Source organism: Nocardioides faecalis, from assembly GCF_018388425.1.
In the GTDB taxonomy this organism is placed as follows: Bacteria; Actinomycetota; Actinomycetes; order Propionibacteriales; family Nocardioidaceae; genus Nocardioides; species Nocardioides faecalis.
On record NZ_CP074406.1, the window covers coordinates 1,022,858 to 1,039,529 of the forward strand.

Sequence of the window (16,672 nt, forward strand, 5' to 3'; positions counted from 1 at the left end):
AGAGGCCACCTCGCCGCGGTGACTGCGGCGTTCCCATCCCGCGTGGGCTTCTCGATCCATCTTCATCGAGCCCCGCGCATCTCCGACGCACGTCGGCGGGTCCACCGGCCGGCACCATCGCCCGGCACCGGACCGCAGCCCGCGTCGCAGTCGAGGTCGTGAGACCCCCACGCTGACGCCCACGCGTCGCGATGGGAGAGCCCGGGGCAGTCGACACCGCCGAACCGAGACCTCCCGGAGACCGCCATGAACACCACCGCACTGCAGACCCGCCCCCGCACCCGCCCGCACGCCCGCACCGCCGAGAACGCCCGCGAGTGGGGGCCGGCCAAGCATGACCCCGATCACCCGCTGCGCAGCCACACCGCTGCGGGGGTCGCTGTCCTGCGAGACGGTGACGACGCCCGTCCCGACGACAACTAATCTCCTACGTCATGACCGACACCTCTGCAGCAGCCGGATCCGCCACCACCTCGACGGGCCACGTCAACCTGGCCGTCATCCCCGGTGACGGCATCGGGCGCGAGGTCACCGTCGAGGCGCTCAAGGTGCTCGAGGCCGCCGCGCCCGCGGACCTGAAGTTCGCCCAGACCCGCTACGACCTCGGGGCCGAGCGGTACCTGACCACCGGCGAGGTGCTGCCCGACAGCGTGCTCGAGGAGATCCGCGGGCAGGACGCGATCCTGCTCGGCGCGGTCGGCGGCAAGCCGAACGACCCCAACCTGCCCCCGGGCATCCTGGAGCGCGGCCTGCTGCTCAAGCTGCGCTTCGCTCTCGACCACTACGTGAACCTGCGTCCCTCGCGCCTGTTCCCCGGCTCCGTCTCGCCGCTGTCGGCCGACGTGCTCGCCAAGGGCGACATCGACTTCGTGGTGGTCCGCGAGGGCACCGAGGGCCCTTACACCGGCAACGGCGGCGCGCTGCGCGTCGGCACCCCGGCCGAGGTCGCCACCGAGGTCTCGGTCAACACCGCCTTCGGTGTGGAGCGGGTCATCCGCGACGCCTTCGCCCGCGCCCAGAAGCGCCCGCGCCGCAAGCTCACCCTGGTCCACAAGACCAACGTGCTGGTCAACGCCGGCTCGGTGTGGTGGCGGATCTTCTCCGAGGTGGCCGCGGAGTACCCCGACGTCACCACCGACTACGCCCACATCGACGCGGTGATGATCTACCTGACCACCGACCCGCAGCGCTTCGACGTGATCGTCACCGACAACCTGTTCGGCGACATCATCACCGACCTCGCCGCCGCGATCACCGGCGGCATCGGCCTGGCGGCTTCCGGGAACGTCAACCCCGACCGCACCGCGCCGTCGATGTTCGAGCCGGTGCACGGCTCCGCGCCCGACATCGCCGGTCAGCTCATCGCCGACCCCACCGCCGCGATCCTGTCCGGCGCGCTGCTGCTCGACCACCTCGGCCACCCCGAGGCCGCCGCGAAGATCGAGGCCGCCGTGCTCGCCGACCTGACCGCGCGCGAGCCCGGCACGCAGCGTCGTACCCCCGAGGTCGGCGACGCGATCGCCGCGCGAGTAGCCGGCTGAGCGCCCGCGGGGACCTCCCCTCGCCGCGCGCAGCCGACCAGCACTCACCCGCGCGAACCCAGAGGACTAGATTCATGAGCATGCAGATCACCACCACGCTCTCTGCGAACCCCACCGACGACGCCCGGTTGGCGGAGATCCTGGCCAACCCGGGCTTCGGTCAGTACTTCTCCGACCACATGCTGACCATCGAGTGGACCCCGGAGAAGCAGTGGCACGACGCGCGGATCACGCCGTACGGCCCGATCACGCTCGACCCGGCCGCCGCGGTGCTGCACTACGCGCAGGAGACCTTCGAGGGGATGAAGGCCTACCGCCACGACGACGACTCGCTGTGGCTGTTCCGCCCCGAGGCCAACGCCGCGCGGATGAAGCGCTCCAGCCAGCGCCTCGCCCTGCCCGTGCTCGAGGTCCCGGACTTCGTCGAGGCGGTCGAGGAGCTCGTCAAGGTCGACGCCCGCTGGGTGCCCGGCAACGCCGACGGCGGCGAGAAGAGCCTCTACATCCGGCCCTTCATGTTCGCCTCGGAGAAGTTCCTCGGCGTCCGGCCCGCCCAGCACGTCACCTTCATGGTGATCGCCAGCCCTGCCGGCGCCTACTTCAAGGGCGGCATCAAGCCGGTCAACCTGTGGCTGACCGAGGAGTACACCCGCGCCGGGCGCGGCGGCATGGGCGCGGCCAAGACCGGCGGCAACTACGCCAGCTCGCTGGTCGCGCAGCAGGAGGCCACCGCGGCCGGCTGCGACCAGGTGGTCTTCCTCGATGCCCAGGAGGGCAAGTACGTCGAGGAGCTCGGCGGGATGAACACCTACTTCGTCTTCGACGACGGCTCCATCGTCACCCCGGAGACCGGCACCATCCTCGAGGGCATCACCCGCGCCTCGATCATCGAGCTCGCCGAGAAGATGGGCCACCAGGTCACCGAGCGCCGCTTCGGCATCGACGAGTGGCGCGAGGGCGTCACCAGCGGCCGGATCACCGAGATCTTCGCCTGCGGCACCGCCGCTGTCGTCACGCCGGTCGGCTCCTTGAAGTGGGCCGGCGGCGAGGTGCCGGCGCCCGCCAGCCAGGACCTCACCATGCGGATCCGCGAGGAGCTCGTCGGGGTGCAGCTCGGCAAGGTCGACGACACCTTCGGGTGGATGCACCGCATCTGAGCGTCCCGAGGTTCGATCGCGGCCGGGGTGCCCAGGTGCTTGAATGGGCGCCATGGCGCACCCGGTCATGTTCAGCGACGACGACCCCGGCCTGGGCGAGCTGCGCCGGATCTGCCTGACGTTCCCGGGCGCGGAGGAGAAGGTCAGCCACGGGCGGCCGATCTTCCGCGCCGGTGCCGGCGGCAAGGTCTTCGCGGTGTTCGGCGGCTCGGAGAAGATCCGCCCCGGTGAGCACCGCATGGTGCCCAGCGCGCTGATCTTCACCCCCGACGCCGTCGACCTGCCCGCCCTCGACGCCGACGAGCGGTTCTTCGTGCCCGCCTACTACGGCCCCTCCGGCGGCCGGGCGATCGACCTCGCGGGTCCGGACGTCGACTGGGACGAGGTCGCCGAGCTCGTCGACGCCTCCTACCGGCGGGTCGCACCGAAGCGGCTGCTCGCCGAGCTCGAGGCCCGCTCGGCCCCGCCTGGGCCTTGACCGAGGTGGTCCACCGGTAGCCTCGGGCTGTGACGATGCGCTCCGACGACGCACCCGTCCGGGTCGGGGACTACACCCTGCTCACCCGGCTGGGGGAGGGCGGCATGGGCATCGTGCACCTGGCCAGCGGCCCCGACGGGCGGCGGGTGGCGCTGAAGGTGCTGCGCCCGCAGGTGGTCGGCGACGAGGAGGCCCGGGGCCGGCTGGCCCGCGAGGTCGGCTCGCTGCGCCGGGTGCGCAGCCCGTACGTGGCCGAGATGATCACGGCCGACCCGTGGGCCGAGGTGCCCTTCGTGGTCACCCGCTACGTGCCCGGGCTGTCGTTGCACGAGCACGTCGCCGCCGAGGGCCCCGTCACCGGCCCCGACCTGTACTGGCTCGCCGGCTGCCTGGCCGAGGGCCTCGCCGCGGTGCACGCGGTCGGGGTGCTGCACCGCGACATCAAGCCCGGCAACGTGCTGATGGAGGGCCGCACCCCGATCCTCATCGACTTCGGCCTGGCCCGGGTCGCCGAGGACGTGCGGCTCACCCAGACCGGCTGGCTGCTCGGCGCCCCCGGCTACCTGGCCCCCGAGGTGCTCTACGGCGAGGAGGCCACCCCGGCCGCCGACGTGCACGCCTGGGCCGCGACCGTGGCGTACGCCGCCAGCGGCCGCGCCCCCTACGGCCGCGGCCCGGCGATGGCGATCATGGACCGCACCCGGCGCGGCCAGCACGACCTGCGCGGCATCGAGCAGCCGCTGGCCGACGTGCTCGCCGCCGCCCTGCACCCCGACCCCCTGGAGCGGCCGCTGCTCAGCGAGCTGCTCGCCTGGCTCCGCCCGCTCAGCACCCGCCCCGAGCTGCCGCCCGTGCCGCCGCCGGGAGGGCTGTTCGCTTCGGGCACGCCGAGCGACGACGACTTCACGCTGCCGCTCGCGCTGGCCTCCGGCAACGACCGCACCACACCGGCGGCTCCGGCGGCTCCGGCGGCGCCGGCGACCGACGACGTCGCCACGGTGGTCGAGCCCGCGAGCTCCGGAACCCGGGTCCTGCCCACCGAGGTCGCCCCGCCGCAGCCGCCGGTTCGGGCAGCGGCACCGCCGCCCCCTGTCGCACCGCCTCCGCCGCCGGTCGCGGCGCCGGCCGCAGCGCCACAGCCGGTCACGGCACCGGCGCCGGCCCCGGACGTGGTGCGGCGCATGGAGCAGGACTGGGACCGCGCGCACGGGGTCGCGGCGCCCGCGTCGTACGACCCGGCGCACGGGCCGGCGCACGGGCCGGCGTTCGACCCGGCCTACGACCCGGCGTTCGACCCGGCCTACGGACCGGCGCCGCAGGCGCCCCTGGCCGAGCGGCTGCGGCGCTGGACGCTGGTCGGGCTCGGCGCGGTCGTGCTCGGCACCGGCTTCGCGGTGGCACCGTGGGTGGCCACGGCGGTCGTGGTGCTCGCGGTGTGGCTGCTGCGCACCGGCTCGCTGACCGGCTCCGCGCTGGCCGGGCGGCGTGCCACCCGCGGCCCCAAGTGGTACGACGTCCCCGGGCTGGTCGTCTCCAGCCCCTGGCACCTGGTCCGCGCGCTGACCGGCACCGTGGTGCTGGTGACCTGGAGCGCTGGGCTCGGGCTGGCCGCGGGCCTGATCTGCTACGCGCTGGCGCTCGACCTGCCCAGCACGCTGCTGGCCTGCGGTGCCACCCTCGGCCTGGCGCTGTGGACCGGCCCTGGCGCCAGCCGGTTCCGCTCGCCGCTCTCCCGGGTGCTGGTGCCGGTGTGCCGCCGCCCGCTGCCGTGGCTCGTGGGCTGCGCCTCGCTGCTCGGGGTGGCGGTGCTGCTCGGGCTGGTGGTCGCCGGGCAGGGCGTGAGCTGGACGCCGTGGCCCCAGGGGCCCTTCGGGCTCTGAGGCGTCACCCGGGGGCCGCCCGAGGGCCAACCGGGAGCCGCCGGTCCGCACGATCCCCGGCGGCGGCGACGTGGCACACTGAGCCCCATGGCCACCGCCACGATCATTACCTAGCGCGTCCGCGAGCTCCGGACGCGCCAGCCTCTCGTGCCCCGGGGGGCTTTTGTTTTGCCCTGGCATCTCGGGGCCTTCTCCCGCCAGCCCCACCTTTCGAGAAGTGATCCCAGATGAGCACCAGCACGACTCCCAGCACGCCCACCGACCTCGACCTGCACGGCGCCTTCCACGTCTACGACACGACGCTGCGCGACGGCATGCAGCAGGAGGGCCTGAACCCGACGGTCGCCGACAAGCTGACCATCGCCCGGCACCTCGACGGCCTCGGCGTGGGCTTCATCGAAGGCGGCTGGCCGGGGGCGAACCCCAAGGACACCGCGTTCTTCCGCCGCGCGGTGGCCGAGCTCGACCTGAAGCACGCGCGGCTGGTCGCCTTCGGCGCCACCCGCAAGGCCGGGGCTGTCGCGGCGGACGACCCGCAGGTCGCGGGACTGCGCGAGTCCGGCGCGGGCGTGGTCACCCTGGTCGCGAAGTCCCACCTGGGCCACGTGGAGAAGGCGCTGCGCACCACGCCGGCCGAGAACCTGGCGATGATCCGCGACACCGTCGCCCACCTGCGCGCCGAGGGCCAGCAGGTGTTCCTCGACGCCGAGCACTTCTTCGACGGCTACCGGCTCGACCGGGCCTATGCGCTGGAGGTGCTGCGCACGGCGTACGACGCCGGGGCCGAGGTCGCCGCGCTGTGCGACACCAACGGCGGCATGCTGCCCGGCTGGGTGGCCGACGTGGTGCACGACGTCATCGAGAGCGCCGGGGTGCGGGTCGGCATCCACTGCCACAACGACACCGGCCTCGCGGTGGCGAACACGCTGGCGGCGGTCGAGGCGGGCGCCACCCACGTGCAGGGCTGCATCAACGGCTACGGCGAGCGCACCGGCAACGCGGACCTGGTCAACGTCGTGGCGAACCTCGAGCTCAAGCTGGACCGGCAGGTGCTGCCGCCGGGCCTGCTGCGCGAGGCCACCCGGATCGCGCACGCGGTCGCCGAGGTGACCAACGTGCCGCCGTCGGCGCGCCAGCCCTATGTCGGCACGTCGGCCTTCGCGCACAAGGCCGGCCTGCACGCCTCGGCGATCAAGGTCGACCCCGACCTCTACCAGCACATGGACCCTGGCGACGTCGGCAACGACATGCGGCTGCTGGTCTCCGACATGGCCGGGCGGGCCTCGATCGAGCTGAAGGGCCGCGAGCTCGGCTTCGACCTCTCCGACGCCCCCGACGTGGTCACCCGGGTCACCGCCCGGGTCAAGGAGATGGAGGCGCACGGCTACACGTTCGAGGCCGCCGACGCCTCCTTCGAGCTGCTGCTCATCGAGGAGGCCGAGGGCGCGCGGCCGTCGTACTTCGACGTCGAGAGCTGGCGGGTGATCACCGAGACCCTCACCCACGCGCGGCCGGGGGAGGAGGCCGTCTCCGAGGCCACGGTGAAGCTGAGGGCCGAGGACGTGCGGTACGTCGTCACCGGCGAGGGCAACGGTCCCGTCAACGCCCTCGACCAGGCGCTGCGCTCGGCGATCGTGCAGGCCTACCCGGAGATCGGGCGCTTCGAGCTCATCGACTTCAAGGTCCGCATCCTCGACCAGGGCCACGGCACCGACGCCATCACCCGGGTGCTGATCGAGACCAGCGACGGCGCCTCCTCGTGGGTCACCGTCGGGGTCGGCGCGAACGTCATCGAGGCCTCCTGGGAGGCGCTGGTGGACAGCATCACCTACGGCCTGCTGCGCCACCGCCAGCCCTGACCCCTCGCCGAATCACCCCCTGTGGTCCGCCGAATCACCTGTTGTGGCTCGCCGAATCACCTGTTGTGGCGCGCCGAGTCACCCGTTGTGGTCGGCGCACAGCCACCCCAGCCGGTACGACGGGCAGGGTGCCGCGGCGGCGTAGGTGCTCAGCGACCGACGACGCGGTGGACCAGGTCGGACCAGCCGGCGAGGACGCGCTCCTCGGTCATCTGGCCGGAGTCGATCTGTTGGCGCAGCACGGGCACGTGCAGGGGAGTGACCAGCGCATTGGCCAGGTAGGGCAGGTCGCCCTCGACGCCGAGCTCGGTGAGCAGCACTCGTACGTGCAGGACGACGAACCCGATCACCGCCGCGTTCTCCGACCAGGCGCGGCCGGCGGCGTCGATGAGCGCGCCCTGGTCGCGGTGGAGGCGCAGCCGGGCGGGACCGAACGCGAGCAGCCGGTCCAGGGCGGGGGCGCCGGGGCCCAGCGGCGGCGGCCCGCTGAGCACGGCGGCCTGCCACTCGGCCTCGCGGTGATCGAGCAGCGAGGCCATCAGCCCCTCGCGGCTGCCGAAGCGCCGGAAGACGGTGCCCTTGCCGACGCCGGCCCGGGCGGCGACCGCGTCCATCGTGAGCCCGGCGGCACCGTGCACACTCATCAGCTCGCCGGCGGCCTGCAGCAGCGCGGTGCGGTTGCGTGCGGCGTCGCTGCGCTCGACCGGCCTGGACGAGAGCACGGGGATGTACTCGGGCATGACCTGGCCAGCCTAGGCGGGTGTAGCCGGGCGTGTGGTGAGAAAAGTTCGCCAGGAGCGGAATAGGAACCGGACTGTGGTCCGTTTAGCCTGCATGACTGACACCCGTGTAGCCGTCCTCGTCGGCAGCCTCCGCGCCGACTCCGTGAACCGCAAGATCGCCGAGCTGTTGCGCGACAACGCTCCCGCCGGGGTCACCCTGGACCTCGTCGAGGGCCTGGAGCAGCTCCCCTTCTACAACCAGGACATCGACACCGACGCCGCGCCCGAGGTCGTCACCGCCGTCCGCGAGCGGGTCGCCACCGCCGACCGCGTCCTCGCCGTGACCCCCGAGTACAACGGCACCATGCCGGCGGTGCTGAACAACGCGATCGACTGGCTCTCGCGCCCCTACGGTGCGGGCGCCATCGCCGGCAAGCCGTTCGGTGTCGTCGGCGCCACCCCGACGCCGTACGGCGGCAAGTGGGCCCACGAGGACACCGTCCGCTCCGCGCGGATCGCCGGCGCGGTCGTCATCGAGGACGTCACCGTCTCCCAGCCCGCGGTCGAGGTCGACCCGACCACCGACCCCGAGGCGCGCGCCAAGCTGCTCGCCGCCCTGGACACCCTCGTCCAGGGGCAGCCCGCCGACGCCGCCTGAGCCTGGCACCAGCGCCCGGCACCGCCACGGGCTACGGTCGGGTCGTGACCGAGCTGCACGACCTGACCGCGCTCGAGCAGGGGGCGCTGATCCGCTCCGGTGAGATCTCCGCCGTCGAGCTCACCGAGCACTACCTGCACCGCATCGAACGCGCCGCCGCGGACTCCCCGGAGTTCGTCGGCGGCGCGTTCGCGTTCCTCGACCCCGACGCGGCCCGGCTGCGCGCCCGCGAGGTGGCCGCCGTCGGTCCCGTCGGGGACGGCGCCTCGCCCCTGGCCGGCGTACCGACGGCGATCAAGGACCTCAACCTGACCAAGGGCGTGCCCACCGGGTTCGGCTCGCCCGCCTTCGCCGGCTACGTGCCCGAGGTCTCCGACGGCGTCACCCTGGCGATCGAGGACGCCGGCATGGTCAGCCTCGGCAAGACCAGCACGCCGGAGTTCGGCTCGCCCTGCTACACCGAGCCCGAGGGGCGCCCGCCGGCCGTCACGCCGTGGGACGTCACCCGGATGGCCGGCGGCTCCTCGGGCGGGGCGGCGGCCGCGGTCGCCGCCGGCCTGGTGCCGCTCGCGCAGGGCTCCGACGGCGGCGGCTCGATCCGGATCCCCGCCTCCTGCTGCGGCCTGGTCGGTCTCAAGCCCAGCCGCGGCCGGATCAGCGGCTTCCCCATGTACGGCGACCCGGTCGGCCTGGCCGTCCCCGGCTCGATCGCCCGCAGTGTCGGCGACGCCGCTGCGCTGCTCGACGTGCTGGCCGGCCGCCGCGCCGGCGACCCGTTCTGGGCGCCCGAGCCGGCCGGCACCTTCCTCTCCGCCGTCGGCCGCGACCCCGGCCGGCTGCGGATCGCCTGCTTCGACGAGCCGGTCATCGCCGATGCCGACGTGCACCCCGACGTGCGCCGCGCCTACACCGACGCCGCCGAGCTGCTGAGCTCGCTGGGCCACTCGGTGGAGGGCGTCCCGGTGCCGCTGCCCCGTGAGGCGGTCACGGTCTTCGAGACCTGCTGGGCGGTGCTCACCGCGCTGTCCACGGTGCCGCTGGACGAGGACCGGCGCGCCTCGCTGCGGCCGCTGACCCGGTGGCTGGGGGAGCGCGGCGAGGCCGTGTCGGGGCCGGAGTTCGGCCTCGCAGTCGGCGGGCTGCGGCGCCACGCCGCCGAGGCGCTGGTCGCGCTCGCGCCGTACGACGCCGTGCTGACGCCGACCGTGGCGACGCCGCCGCTGCCGGTCGGCGCGCTGCGCGACGACGCCGACCCGGCCGCGGACTTCGAGGCGCAGAAGCGCTTCACCCCGTGGACCTCGGCGTGGAACGTGACCGGGATGCCGGCGATCTCCCTGCCGCTGCACCAGACCGCCGACGGTCTGCCCGTGGGGATCATGCTGGCCGCGCGGCCGGCCGAGGAGGAGCTGCTGCTCTCGCTGGCCGCACAGGTCGAGGCCGCCGCGCCGTGGCGCGACCGGCGCCCGCCGCTGTGGTGAGCCGCTAGTCGTCGCCGATGCCGCGCGCGTGCAGCGCGTCCCCGGTCGCCCGGGCGTGCGCGACCACCCGGATCACCATCGGGGTCAGGTACGCCCGAGGACTGCGCTCCAGGCCCCGGGCGCGGGCGGCGTCCCGGGTCTCCGCGGCGATCTGCAGGGTCAGCGGGATGCCACGGATCATCAGCGAGAACGCCAGCGCCACCAGCTCGGGACGCACCCCGAAGCGCCGCGTCGGCTCCAGCCAGCGGGTGACGGTGTCGACCAGCCGGTCGACCGACGTGGTGGTCGTGAACGCCGTCGCCATCAGCAGGAGCGCGACGAACGCCCCCACCACCACGAAGGCGTGCTCGGCGCCGCGCTGCCAGGTCTGGTAGCCGGCCAGCAGCGCCATCCCGATCGCGATCCCGCGCAGCGCGCGAGCGGCGCGGCCCACCCGCACCCCGGCCACCGCGCACACCACGACCGCCAGCACCAGCAGACCCGCGGTCGTGCCCACCGAGCGGAAGGCGACCGCGACCACGCTGAGCACCACCAGCGCGAACAGCTTCGGTCCCACGGGCAACCGGTGCAGCACGGTGTCACCGGGCTGGTAGTCGCCGATCGGCCCCGCGCTCACCCGACCGACGCCCGGTAGTGCGCCACCACGTCGGCGGGCGGGCCGTCGGCCACCACCCGGCCGTGCTCGACCAGCAGCGCCCGGTCGCAGCGCAGTGCCAGGTCGAGGTCGTGGGTGGCGAGCACGAGCTGCTGCGGCAGGCCGAGCAGCAGGTCGCCGATGCGGCGGGCGTTGCGCAGGTCCAGCAGGGTGGTCGGCTCGTCCGCGACCAGGATCGTCGGGTCGACGGCCAGCACCCCGGCGAGCGCGAGCAGCTGCCGCTGACCGCCGGAGAGCGTGTGCACGCTGCGGTCCGCCAGCTCGGCCAGGCCGTAGCCGGCCAGCACCTCGCGCGCGGCCACGTCCCGGGCCTCGCGGCCCTTGACCCGGTGCCGCAGCGAGAGCGCCACGTCCTCGGCGACCGTGGGCATCACCAGCTGCGCGGTGGGGTCGGTGAACGCGAAACCCACCCGGCGTCGTACCTCGCGGCCCTTCTTGGCCACGTCCAGGCCGTCCACCAGCACCCGGCCGGAGGTGGGCTCGACGAGGCCGTTGACCAGGCGCGCCAGCGTCGACTTGCCCGAGCCGTTGGGGCCGATCAACGCCACCCGGTGCTCGGTGAGGTCGAGGGTCGTCTCGTCCAGCACGGTGACCTCGGGCGCCGGCCCGCCCGGCGTCGCGGCCCGGACGACGACCCGCTCGAGCTGGATGCGACTCACGCGGGGGCGCCGGGGGTGACGCTGCCCGTGCCCTGGCTGCCCGGGCTCTGGCTGCCCGTGGCCTCGCCGCGGTCGCGCCGGGTGCGTCGCGGGCGACCGACCAGGTCGGGGAAGGCGCGGTGCACGGAGGTGGCCACGAGCGCCATGACGAGGTTCTTGACGATGTCGCCGGGGAAGTAGGCGGCGTCGTAGAGGAACGCCTCCTTCAGGCTCAGGTCCGCGCGCCAGGCGAGGTTCAGCGGCCCGAGGGTGTGGACGAACAGGAAGCTGCTCAGCAGGCCGCAGGTGAACACCAGGGTGAAGTCGGTGGCGCGGGAGGCGTTGCGGTAGACCAGGTAGCCGCACAGCGCCGCGGCCAGCGGGAACGCCACCAGGTAGCCGGCGGTGACGCCGCTGAAGTGCGCCACGCCGGAGGTGCCTCCGGAGTAGATCGGCAGCACCAGCCCGGCGACCAGGTACAGCACCACCGCCGCGGCCCCGCGCGCCGGCCCCAGCACCGCACCCGCCAGGAGCACGCCGAAGGTCTGCAGCGAGTACGGCACGCCCACGCCGGTCTTGATGTCGGGCAGGATCGCGCACACCGCGATCAGCGCGGCGAACCCGGCGATCAGGGCGACGTCGGTCGTGGGACTGCGGCGGTTCATCGGCTCTCCTCGAGTGCGCCGACGGCGCGGCCACGGAACTGAACGGTGTTCAGGTTACGGCGGCGGCGGCGCACCGGGCAGAGTGGGTCCGACGAGTGGACCGCGCCGGGCGGTCGGAGGAGGACCAGGGTGCGCTATCGCCGCGACGACGTGGTCGCACGAGCCCTGGAGGTGCTCGACGCCACCGGGTTGGACGGGCTGACCATGCGCAAGCTGGCCGCCGACCTCGGGCTGCAGCCCGCCGCGCTCTACCACCACTTCGCCAACAAGGACGCCCTGCTGGCCGCGGTGGCCGACGAGCTGCTGCGCCGCGGGCGCCGCGGCACCGAGATCGTCACCTGGGAGTCCGAGCTGCGGCTGGTCTGCGTGGAGCTGCGCGACGCCATGCTCGCCGTGCGCGACGGTGCCGCCCTCGTCTCCCGCGTGCACGCCCTGGGCCTCGGCGCCGCCGAGCCGGCGCGCCGGATGTCCGACGCCCTGGGCCGCGCCGGGGCGCAGCCGCACCTGGCCCGGATCGGCTCGCGCACCCTGCTGCACTTCGTCTTCGGCCACGTCGTGGAGGAGCAGGTACGACGCGAGGTCGGCCCCGTCGACGTACCGGCCGCCGCGGACGCCTCGGGCGACACCCAGGGCGCCCAGCCGGACCCGGACGAGGACTTCCACCTCGGCCTCAGCATGGTGCTCGCGGGCCTGGCCGAGCAGCTCGGCCACGCCCCGACGTACGACTCGGCGGACCACGACGGCTGACTCGCCGCGCCACCGAGGGTGATTCGGCGAACCACAACGGGTGATTCGGCAAACCACAGGAGGTGATTCGGCGGGCCACGAGGGGTGGTTCGACGGGCCACGAGGAGCGACTCGGGGTGGGGACCCGGTGGTTATCGTGGCCGTAACACCGAGGAGGCACTGTGGACGACATGGCTCAGCAGCAGGTTCAGCAACCGGTGACCGTGGTGCTCTTCGGCGCGACGGGTGACCTGTCGAGACGCAAGCTCCTTCCCGGGCTGCTCCACCTGTTCGAGACCGGGCTGCTGCCCGACCTGCAGATCGTGGGCACCTCGCTCGACGAGCACACGACCGAGACGTTCGTGGCGTTCGCGCTGGAGGCCGCGACGGAGTTCTCCGGTGACGACGGCGACCTGGACGTGTGGCCGGAGTTCTCCAAGCGGCTGCACTGGGCGCCCGGCGCCGAAGGCCCGGCGGGGCTGCGCGCGGCGGTGGAGAAGGCCGAGGGCGCCCAGGACGGGACCCTGTCGGACGATCGGGTGCGGCTGCACTACCTCAGCGTGCCGCCGAAGGCCGCGCTCTCGGTGGTCGGCACCCTCGAGGAGGCCGGCCTGGTGGAGCACAGCCGGATCGTGATGGAGAAGCCCTTCGGGGTGGACCTGGCCAGCGCCCGGCACCTCAACCACGAGCTGCACAAGACCTTCGACGAGTCGCAGATCTACCGGATCGACCACTTCCTGGGCAAGGAGGCCGCGCAGAACATCCTGGCGTTCCGCTTCGCCAACGGCCTCTTCGAGCCGATCTGGCACCGCAACAACATCGACCACGTCCAGATCGACGTGCCCGAGGAGCTCGGACTGGCGCAGCGGGCCTCCTTCTACGAGGCCACGGGCGCCTACCGCGACATGGTGGTCACCCACCTGTTCCAGGTGCTGGCCTTCACGGCGATGGAGCCGCCCACCTCGTTGGACCCCGACGCCATCCGCGAGGAGAAGCACAAGGTCCTGCGCTCGATCCTGCCGATCAACCCCGCCGACGTGGTGCGCGGGCAGTACCAGGGCTACCGCGACATCGAGGGGGTCGCACCCGAGTCCGAGACCGAGACCTTCATCGCCCTCAAGTGCTACGTCGACAACTGGCGCTGGGCCAACGTGCCCTTCTACCTGCGCACCGGCAAGCGGATGGCCGAGGGGGCCCGGATCATCTCGATCGCGTTCAAGGAGCCGCCGCGCTCGATGTTCCCCGAGCACTCCGGCATCGGCGACCACGGTCCCGACCACCTGACCTTCGACCTCGCGGACAAGGCGAAGATGTCGTTGTCCTTCTACGGCAAGCGGCCCGGTCCGGGCATGAAGCTGGACAAGCTGTCCATGCAGTTCTCGATGAACGACACCTCGTGGGCCGGCTCGGTGCTGGAGGCCTACGAGCGCCTGATCTACGACGCCGCGCGCGGCGACCAGACGCTGTTCAACTCCGCCGAGGGCATCGAGCGGCTCTGGGAGATCTCCGCGCCGCTGCTGGAGCACCCGCCGGTGGTGCGGCCCTACCGCCAGGGCAGCTGGGGACCGAACCAGGTCCACCAGCTCATCGCGCCGTACGCGTGGCGCCTGCCGTTCGAGCGGGAGTGGCGCGACCCGGACGAGAATGCGGGCTGACCCCCACGATGCGGGGTAGGTATATATCCTATCGACATGAGTCGTCCTCTCCGTCCCGTCCTGATCGCCCTCGGGGTCCTCGGCCTCGGTGCCGCCGCCGGCTACGGCTACATGCAGCGCCCCGCCATCAAGCCGACCGCGTACGGCGCGCTCCCGCTGGCGTGCCGCCTGCGCGGGCACGGCTGGCGCAAGCCGCCCGCGCCCGGCCAGCCGCCGCTGCGTCGTACCTGCCGCCGCTGCCAGACCATCGACGTGCCGGTGCCGGCCTGAGCCAGCGCTGAGGCAGCCCTGCGGCAGCGTTGCCCGGGGAGAAAACCCAGACCGCGCCGGACCCTCGTGGGGGTCCGGCGCGGTTCTTGTCTCCGGCGTCCGGCTCGGGACGCCTGAGAGGTCAGAGGCCGACGTAGCCGGGCTTGATCACGCCCAGGACGGCCGCGGCGAGCACGAAGAACCAGATGGCGTAGACCCACGGCTCGGAGCGCCGGATGGAGCCGACGATGCCGTCCTCCACCTCCGGTGACGAGCCCTCGGTCATCAGCCGGCCGAAGGACGGTCCGAACGGCTTGAGCGCCCGGCGGATCATGATCCCGCAGAAGATCGACAGCCCGTAGAACACCACCTTCGCGCCCAGCCACTTCGGGTTGGTCTCCACACCGAAGGGGTCCGAGACGGCGACGGCGTACAGGCCCATCGCCACCAGCACGAGGGCGGCGACGTGGCGGATGACCAGGTCGGCGCGGTGGAAGAAACCGTGCGAGGGCTGGCCGCCGGTGCGGGCCTCCTGCAGCGACAGGTAGGCCCAGACGAGGGTCGCGACCCACGCCAGGGCGACCATCCACCCGGTGAGGAACGACTCCTCACCGAGGGGGCCGTAGTACATGAGCGTCACGCCGCTGGCGCCGAAGAGGATCAGCGAGAAGCGCGGCGCCATGTCGCAGCCGACCATGATCTTGGCCGCGATCGCCCGGGTCTCCGGCGACAGCTCGGGCTTGATGATGAACCGGCTGGAGTAGTAGACGCCGAGGTCGCCGCCGAGCCAGTAAACGAACAGCACGATGTGCAGGATGATCGCCACGGTGAACATCGACAGGCCGTGGACGACGGGATCGCCCGCGGCGGCCGAGGAGACCTCGACCGCCGCGAGCGAGACGTCGCTCAGAGGAGCGAGCAGGGACAAGGCTCCACTCACATCCCGTCGCCGTCCCAGCGGCCGCGCGAGCGGCTGCGGACGGGCAGCGAGGAGATGATCGGGGCCGGGACGGGGTCGCCGTCCTTCCAGGCGACGCGGGCGCCCCAGTTGTGCGCCAGCGCGCCGGTGCGCTCGTCGGCGTGCTCGGTGTCGCGACCGCTCCAGCCCCAGTCGAGGTCGATCCGCTCCCGGGCGGGGGTCTCCTCGCCGTGGTGGTGGTCGTCGCCGTGCGCGTGGTCGTGCGTGTGGTCGTCGTGGCTGTGGTCGTGATCGTGGTCGTGGCTGTGGCCGTCGCTGTGACCGCCCTGGAGCTGCTCGGCGTCGGCCTTCTTCATCGCCGCGATGATCGCGCGGATCGACGGGTCGGTGCCGGTGCCCTGGTGCTTGATCGGGGAGTTCTGCTGGCCCTGGTCGATCTGGAACTGCCACGCGGCGGTCATCTGGCGCATGTCCTCCTCGGTGCGCCACGGCTCGGCCATGTCGTGGGTGGAGTGCGAGTGCCGGATCGGCGCGTGCGGCTCCTCGATGACGCCGTCGGGGGAGTAGTTGACCGCGTCCCCGCCCCAGCGGACCCACTCGTTCTGGGTGTACCAGTTCTTCAGCTCGCCGTCGGAGCGCAGCAGCCAGGTGGCGCCACCCTCCATCGTGGTGAAGTGGCCGTGCTTGACCCGCGCGGGGCGGAAGAAGTACGTGCCGAGGTCCAGGGTGCCGAAGTTGTACTCCATGTGGCCCTGGGTCGTGTAGGCCTCCTCGTAGCACGGGTGGTGCGCGAGGCGGTGGTCGCTCCAGCCCTCCTGGGCGTGCACGAGCCGGGTGTAGAAGCCGGTCACCGGGTCGACGTGGAGGTACTTGATGAACAGGCCGGGCATCGGGCCGGGGTTCGGCACGGCGTCCCACTGCATCGCCTCGGAGTCGATGACGATGACGTCCTCGCGCGCGTCGTCCCAGCGCTTGGCCGAGGCGAGGCTGTCCACGGCGTCGAAGCCGGCGTCGCCGTACTCGCGGTAGTGCAGGAGCTTGGTGCCCTCGGCGACCTTGATGTAGTCGACCGGCACGCCCTTGGGCGCGTAGACGTAGCCGCCCTTGCCGATCTTGCGGCCGCCGTAGTCGATCTCGCCCTCGAGGACGTAGTACTCGGTGTTGGCGTGGTGGATGCCCGCGCTGCGGCCCCACGAGGTGTGGAAGTCGACACGCAGCGAGGACGAGCCGTCCTCCTCGTCGACGGAGAGGCGGCGCTCGCTGGCGCGGCCCTCGCCGCCCGGCAGCTCGGCGCCGTGCCAGACGTAGTCGTCTTCCTGGATCAATTCAACGTGCGGTCGCACAGGGGACCTCCGGGGGTCGGGGCGTCGGACGACGCCGGCTGGGGCTGCT

At 73.0% G+C, this 16,672-nt stretch carries 17 protein-coding genes; 11 read left to right on the forward strand and 6 right to left on the reverse strand.

The window, feature by feature from the left end; translation table 11 throughout:
- The first annotated feature begins 246 nt into the window (after nucleotides 1–246).
- The 6 genes from KG111_RS04680 to cimA all read left to right on the forward strand — a co-directional run bounded on the left by KG111_RS04680 (nucleotide 247) and on the right by cimA (nucleotide 6,915).
- Nucleotides 247–423 carry a hypothetical protein gene (locus KG111_RS04680; RefSeq protein WP_205290536.1) on the forward strand — a complete coding sequence of 59 codons (177 nt, stop codon included), beginning with the start codon at nucleotides 247–249 and terminating at the stop codon, nucleotides 421–423.
- Nucleotides 424–434: 11 nt separating this feature from the next.
- The gene (locus KG111_RS04685) at nucleotides 435–1,541 is read left to right on the forward strand and encodes a 3-isopropylmalate dehydrogenase (protein ID WP_205290535.1); all 1,107 of its coding nucleotides are present in this window, start codon (nucleotides 435–437) and stop codon (nucleotides 1,539–1,541) included.
- 80 nt (nucleotides 1,542–1,621) lie between these two features.
- A complete protein-coding gene (locus KG111_RS04690; RefSeq protein ID WP_205290786.1) occupies nucleotides 1,622–2,698 on the forward strand; it encodes a branched-chain amino acid aminotransferase in 1,077 nt (358 codons plus the stop codon).
- Between the two features lie 52 nt (nucleotides 2,699–2,750).
- Nucleotides 2,751–3,176 carry an MmcQ/YjbR family DNA-binding protein gene (locus KG111_RS04695; RefSeq protein ID WP_205290534.1) on the forward strand — a complete coding sequence of 142 codons (426 nt, stop codon included), beginning with the start codon at nucleotides 2,751–2,753 and terminating at the stop codon, nucleotides 3,174–3,176.
- Between the two features lie 35 nt (nucleotides 3,177–3,211).
- A complete protein-coding gene (locus tag KG111_RS04700) occupies nucleotides 3,212–5,056 on the forward strand; it encodes a serine/threonine-protein kinase (RefSeq protein WP_240195461.1) in 1,845 nt (614 codons plus the stop codon).
- Nucleotides 5,057–5,283: 227 nt separating this feature from the next.
- Nucleotides 5,284–6,915, forward strand: a complete 1,632-nt coding sequence (gene cimA / locus KG111_RS04705; protein WP_205290532.1) for a citramalate synthase — start codon at nucleotides 5,284–5,286, stop codon at nucleotides 6,913–6,915.
- 149 nt (nucleotides 6,916–7,064) lie between these two features.
- On the opposite strand, the gene KG111_RS04710 is transcribed toward cimA, so the two are convergent.
- Nucleotides 7,065–7,655 carry a TetR/AcrR family transcriptional regulator gene (locus KG111_RS04710; protein ID WP_205290531.1) on the reverse strand — a complete coding sequence of 197 codons (591 nt, stop codon included), beginning with the start codon at nucleotides 7,653–7,655 and terminating at the stop codon, nucleotides 7,065–7,067.
- 94 nt (nucleotides 7,656–7,749) lie between these two features.
- Between KG111_RS04710 and KG111_RS04715 the strand changes: the two genes are divergently transcribed.
- Nucleotides 7,750–8,295, forward strand: coding sequence for an NADPH-dependent FMN reductase (locus KG111_RS04715; protein ID WP_205290530.1), 546 nt, complete (start codon nucleotides 7,750–7,752; stop codon nucleotides 8,293–8,295).
- A gap of 44 nt (nucleotides 8,296–8,339) precedes the next feature.
- Nucleotides 8,340–9,773 carry an amidase gene (locus tag KG111_RS04720; RefSeq protein ID WP_205290529.1) on the forward strand — a complete coding sequence of 478 codons (1,434 nt, stop codon included), beginning with the start codon at nucleotides 8,340–8,342 and terminating at the stop codon, nucleotides 9,771–9,773.
- A gap of 4 nt (nucleotides 9,774–9,777) precedes the next feature.
- On the opposite strand, the gene KG111_RS04725 is transcribed toward KG111_RS04720, so the two are convergent.
- From KG111_RS04725 to KG111_RS04735, 3 genes are read right to left on the reverse strand one after another with little or no spacing between them, the layout of a single operon-like run.
- Nucleotides 9,778–10,389, reverse strand: a complete 612-nt coding sequence (locus KG111_RS04725) for a CbiQ family ECF transporter T component (RefSeq protein WP_205290528.1) — start codon at nucleotides 10,387–10,389, stop codon at nucleotides 9,778–9,780.
- Nucleotides 10,386–11,087, reverse strand: a complete 702-nt coding sequence (locus KG111_RS04730) for an energy-coupling factor ABC transporter ATP-binding protein (RefSeq protein ID WP_249666305.1) — start codon at nucleotides 11,085–11,087, stop codon at nucleotides 10,386–10,388. The genes KG111_RS04725 and KG111_RS04730 overlap by 4 nt, the downstream gene beginning before the upstream one ends.
- A complete protein-coding gene (locus KG111_RS04735) occupies nucleotides 11,084–11,731 on the reverse strand; it encodes a biotin transporter BioY (RefSeq protein ID WP_205290527.1) in 648 nt (215 codons plus the stop codon). The genes KG111_RS04730 and KG111_RS04735 overlap by 4 nt, the downstream gene beginning before the upstream one ends.
- Before the next feature lie 129 nt (nucleotides 11,732–11,860).
- Between KG111_RS04735 and KG111_RS04740 the strand changes: the two genes are divergently transcribed.
- The 3 genes from KG111_RS04740 to KG111_RS04750 all read left to right on the forward strand — a co-directional run bounded on the left by KG111_RS04740 (nucleotide 11,861) and on the right by KG111_RS04750 (nucleotide 14,382).
- Complete coding sequence (locus tag KG111_RS04740) at nucleotides 11,861–12,478, forward strand: TetR family transcriptional regulator (RefSeq protein ID WP_205290526.1); 618 nt, start codon at nucleotides 11,861–11,863, stop codon at nucleotides 12,476–12,478.
- Between the two features lie 170 nt (nucleotides 12,479–12,648).
- Nucleotides 12,649–14,112 (forward strand): glucose-6-phosphate dehydrogenase, encoded by a 1,464-nt coding sequence (zwf, locus tag KG111_RS04745; protein ID WP_205290784.1) that lies wholly within the window; start codon nucleotides 12,649–12,651, stop codon nucleotides 14,110–14,112.
- 36 nt (nucleotides 14,113–14,148) lie between these two features.
- The gene (locus tag KG111_RS04750) at nucleotides 14,149–14,382 is read left to right on the forward strand and encodes a hypothetical protein (RefSeq protein ID WP_205290525.1); all 234 of its coding nucleotides are present in this window, start codon (nucleotides 14,149–14,151) and stop codon (nucleotides 14,380–14,382) included.
- Between the two features lie 121 nt (nucleotides 14,383–14,503).
- Here the strand turns inward: KG111_RS04750 and KG111_RS04755 are convergent, their stop codons facing one another.
- Both KG111_RS04755 and KG111_RS04760 read right to left on the reverse strand, forming a co-directional pair.
- Entirely contained in the window at nucleotides 14,504–15,301 is a 798-nt protein-coding gene (locus KG111_RS04755; protein WP_205290524.1) for a hypothetical protein, read from the reverse strand.
- Nucleotides 15,298–16,605 (reverse strand): DUF4437 domain-containing protein, encoded by a 1,308-nt coding sequence (locus KG111_RS04760; RefSeq protein WP_205290523.1) that lies wholly within the window; start codon nucleotides 16,603–16,605, stop codon nucleotides 15,298–15,300. Before KG111_RS04760 ends, KG111_RS04755 begins: the two co-directional genes overlap by 4 nt.
- Between the last annotated feature and the right edge of the window lie 67 nt (nucleotides 16,606–16,672).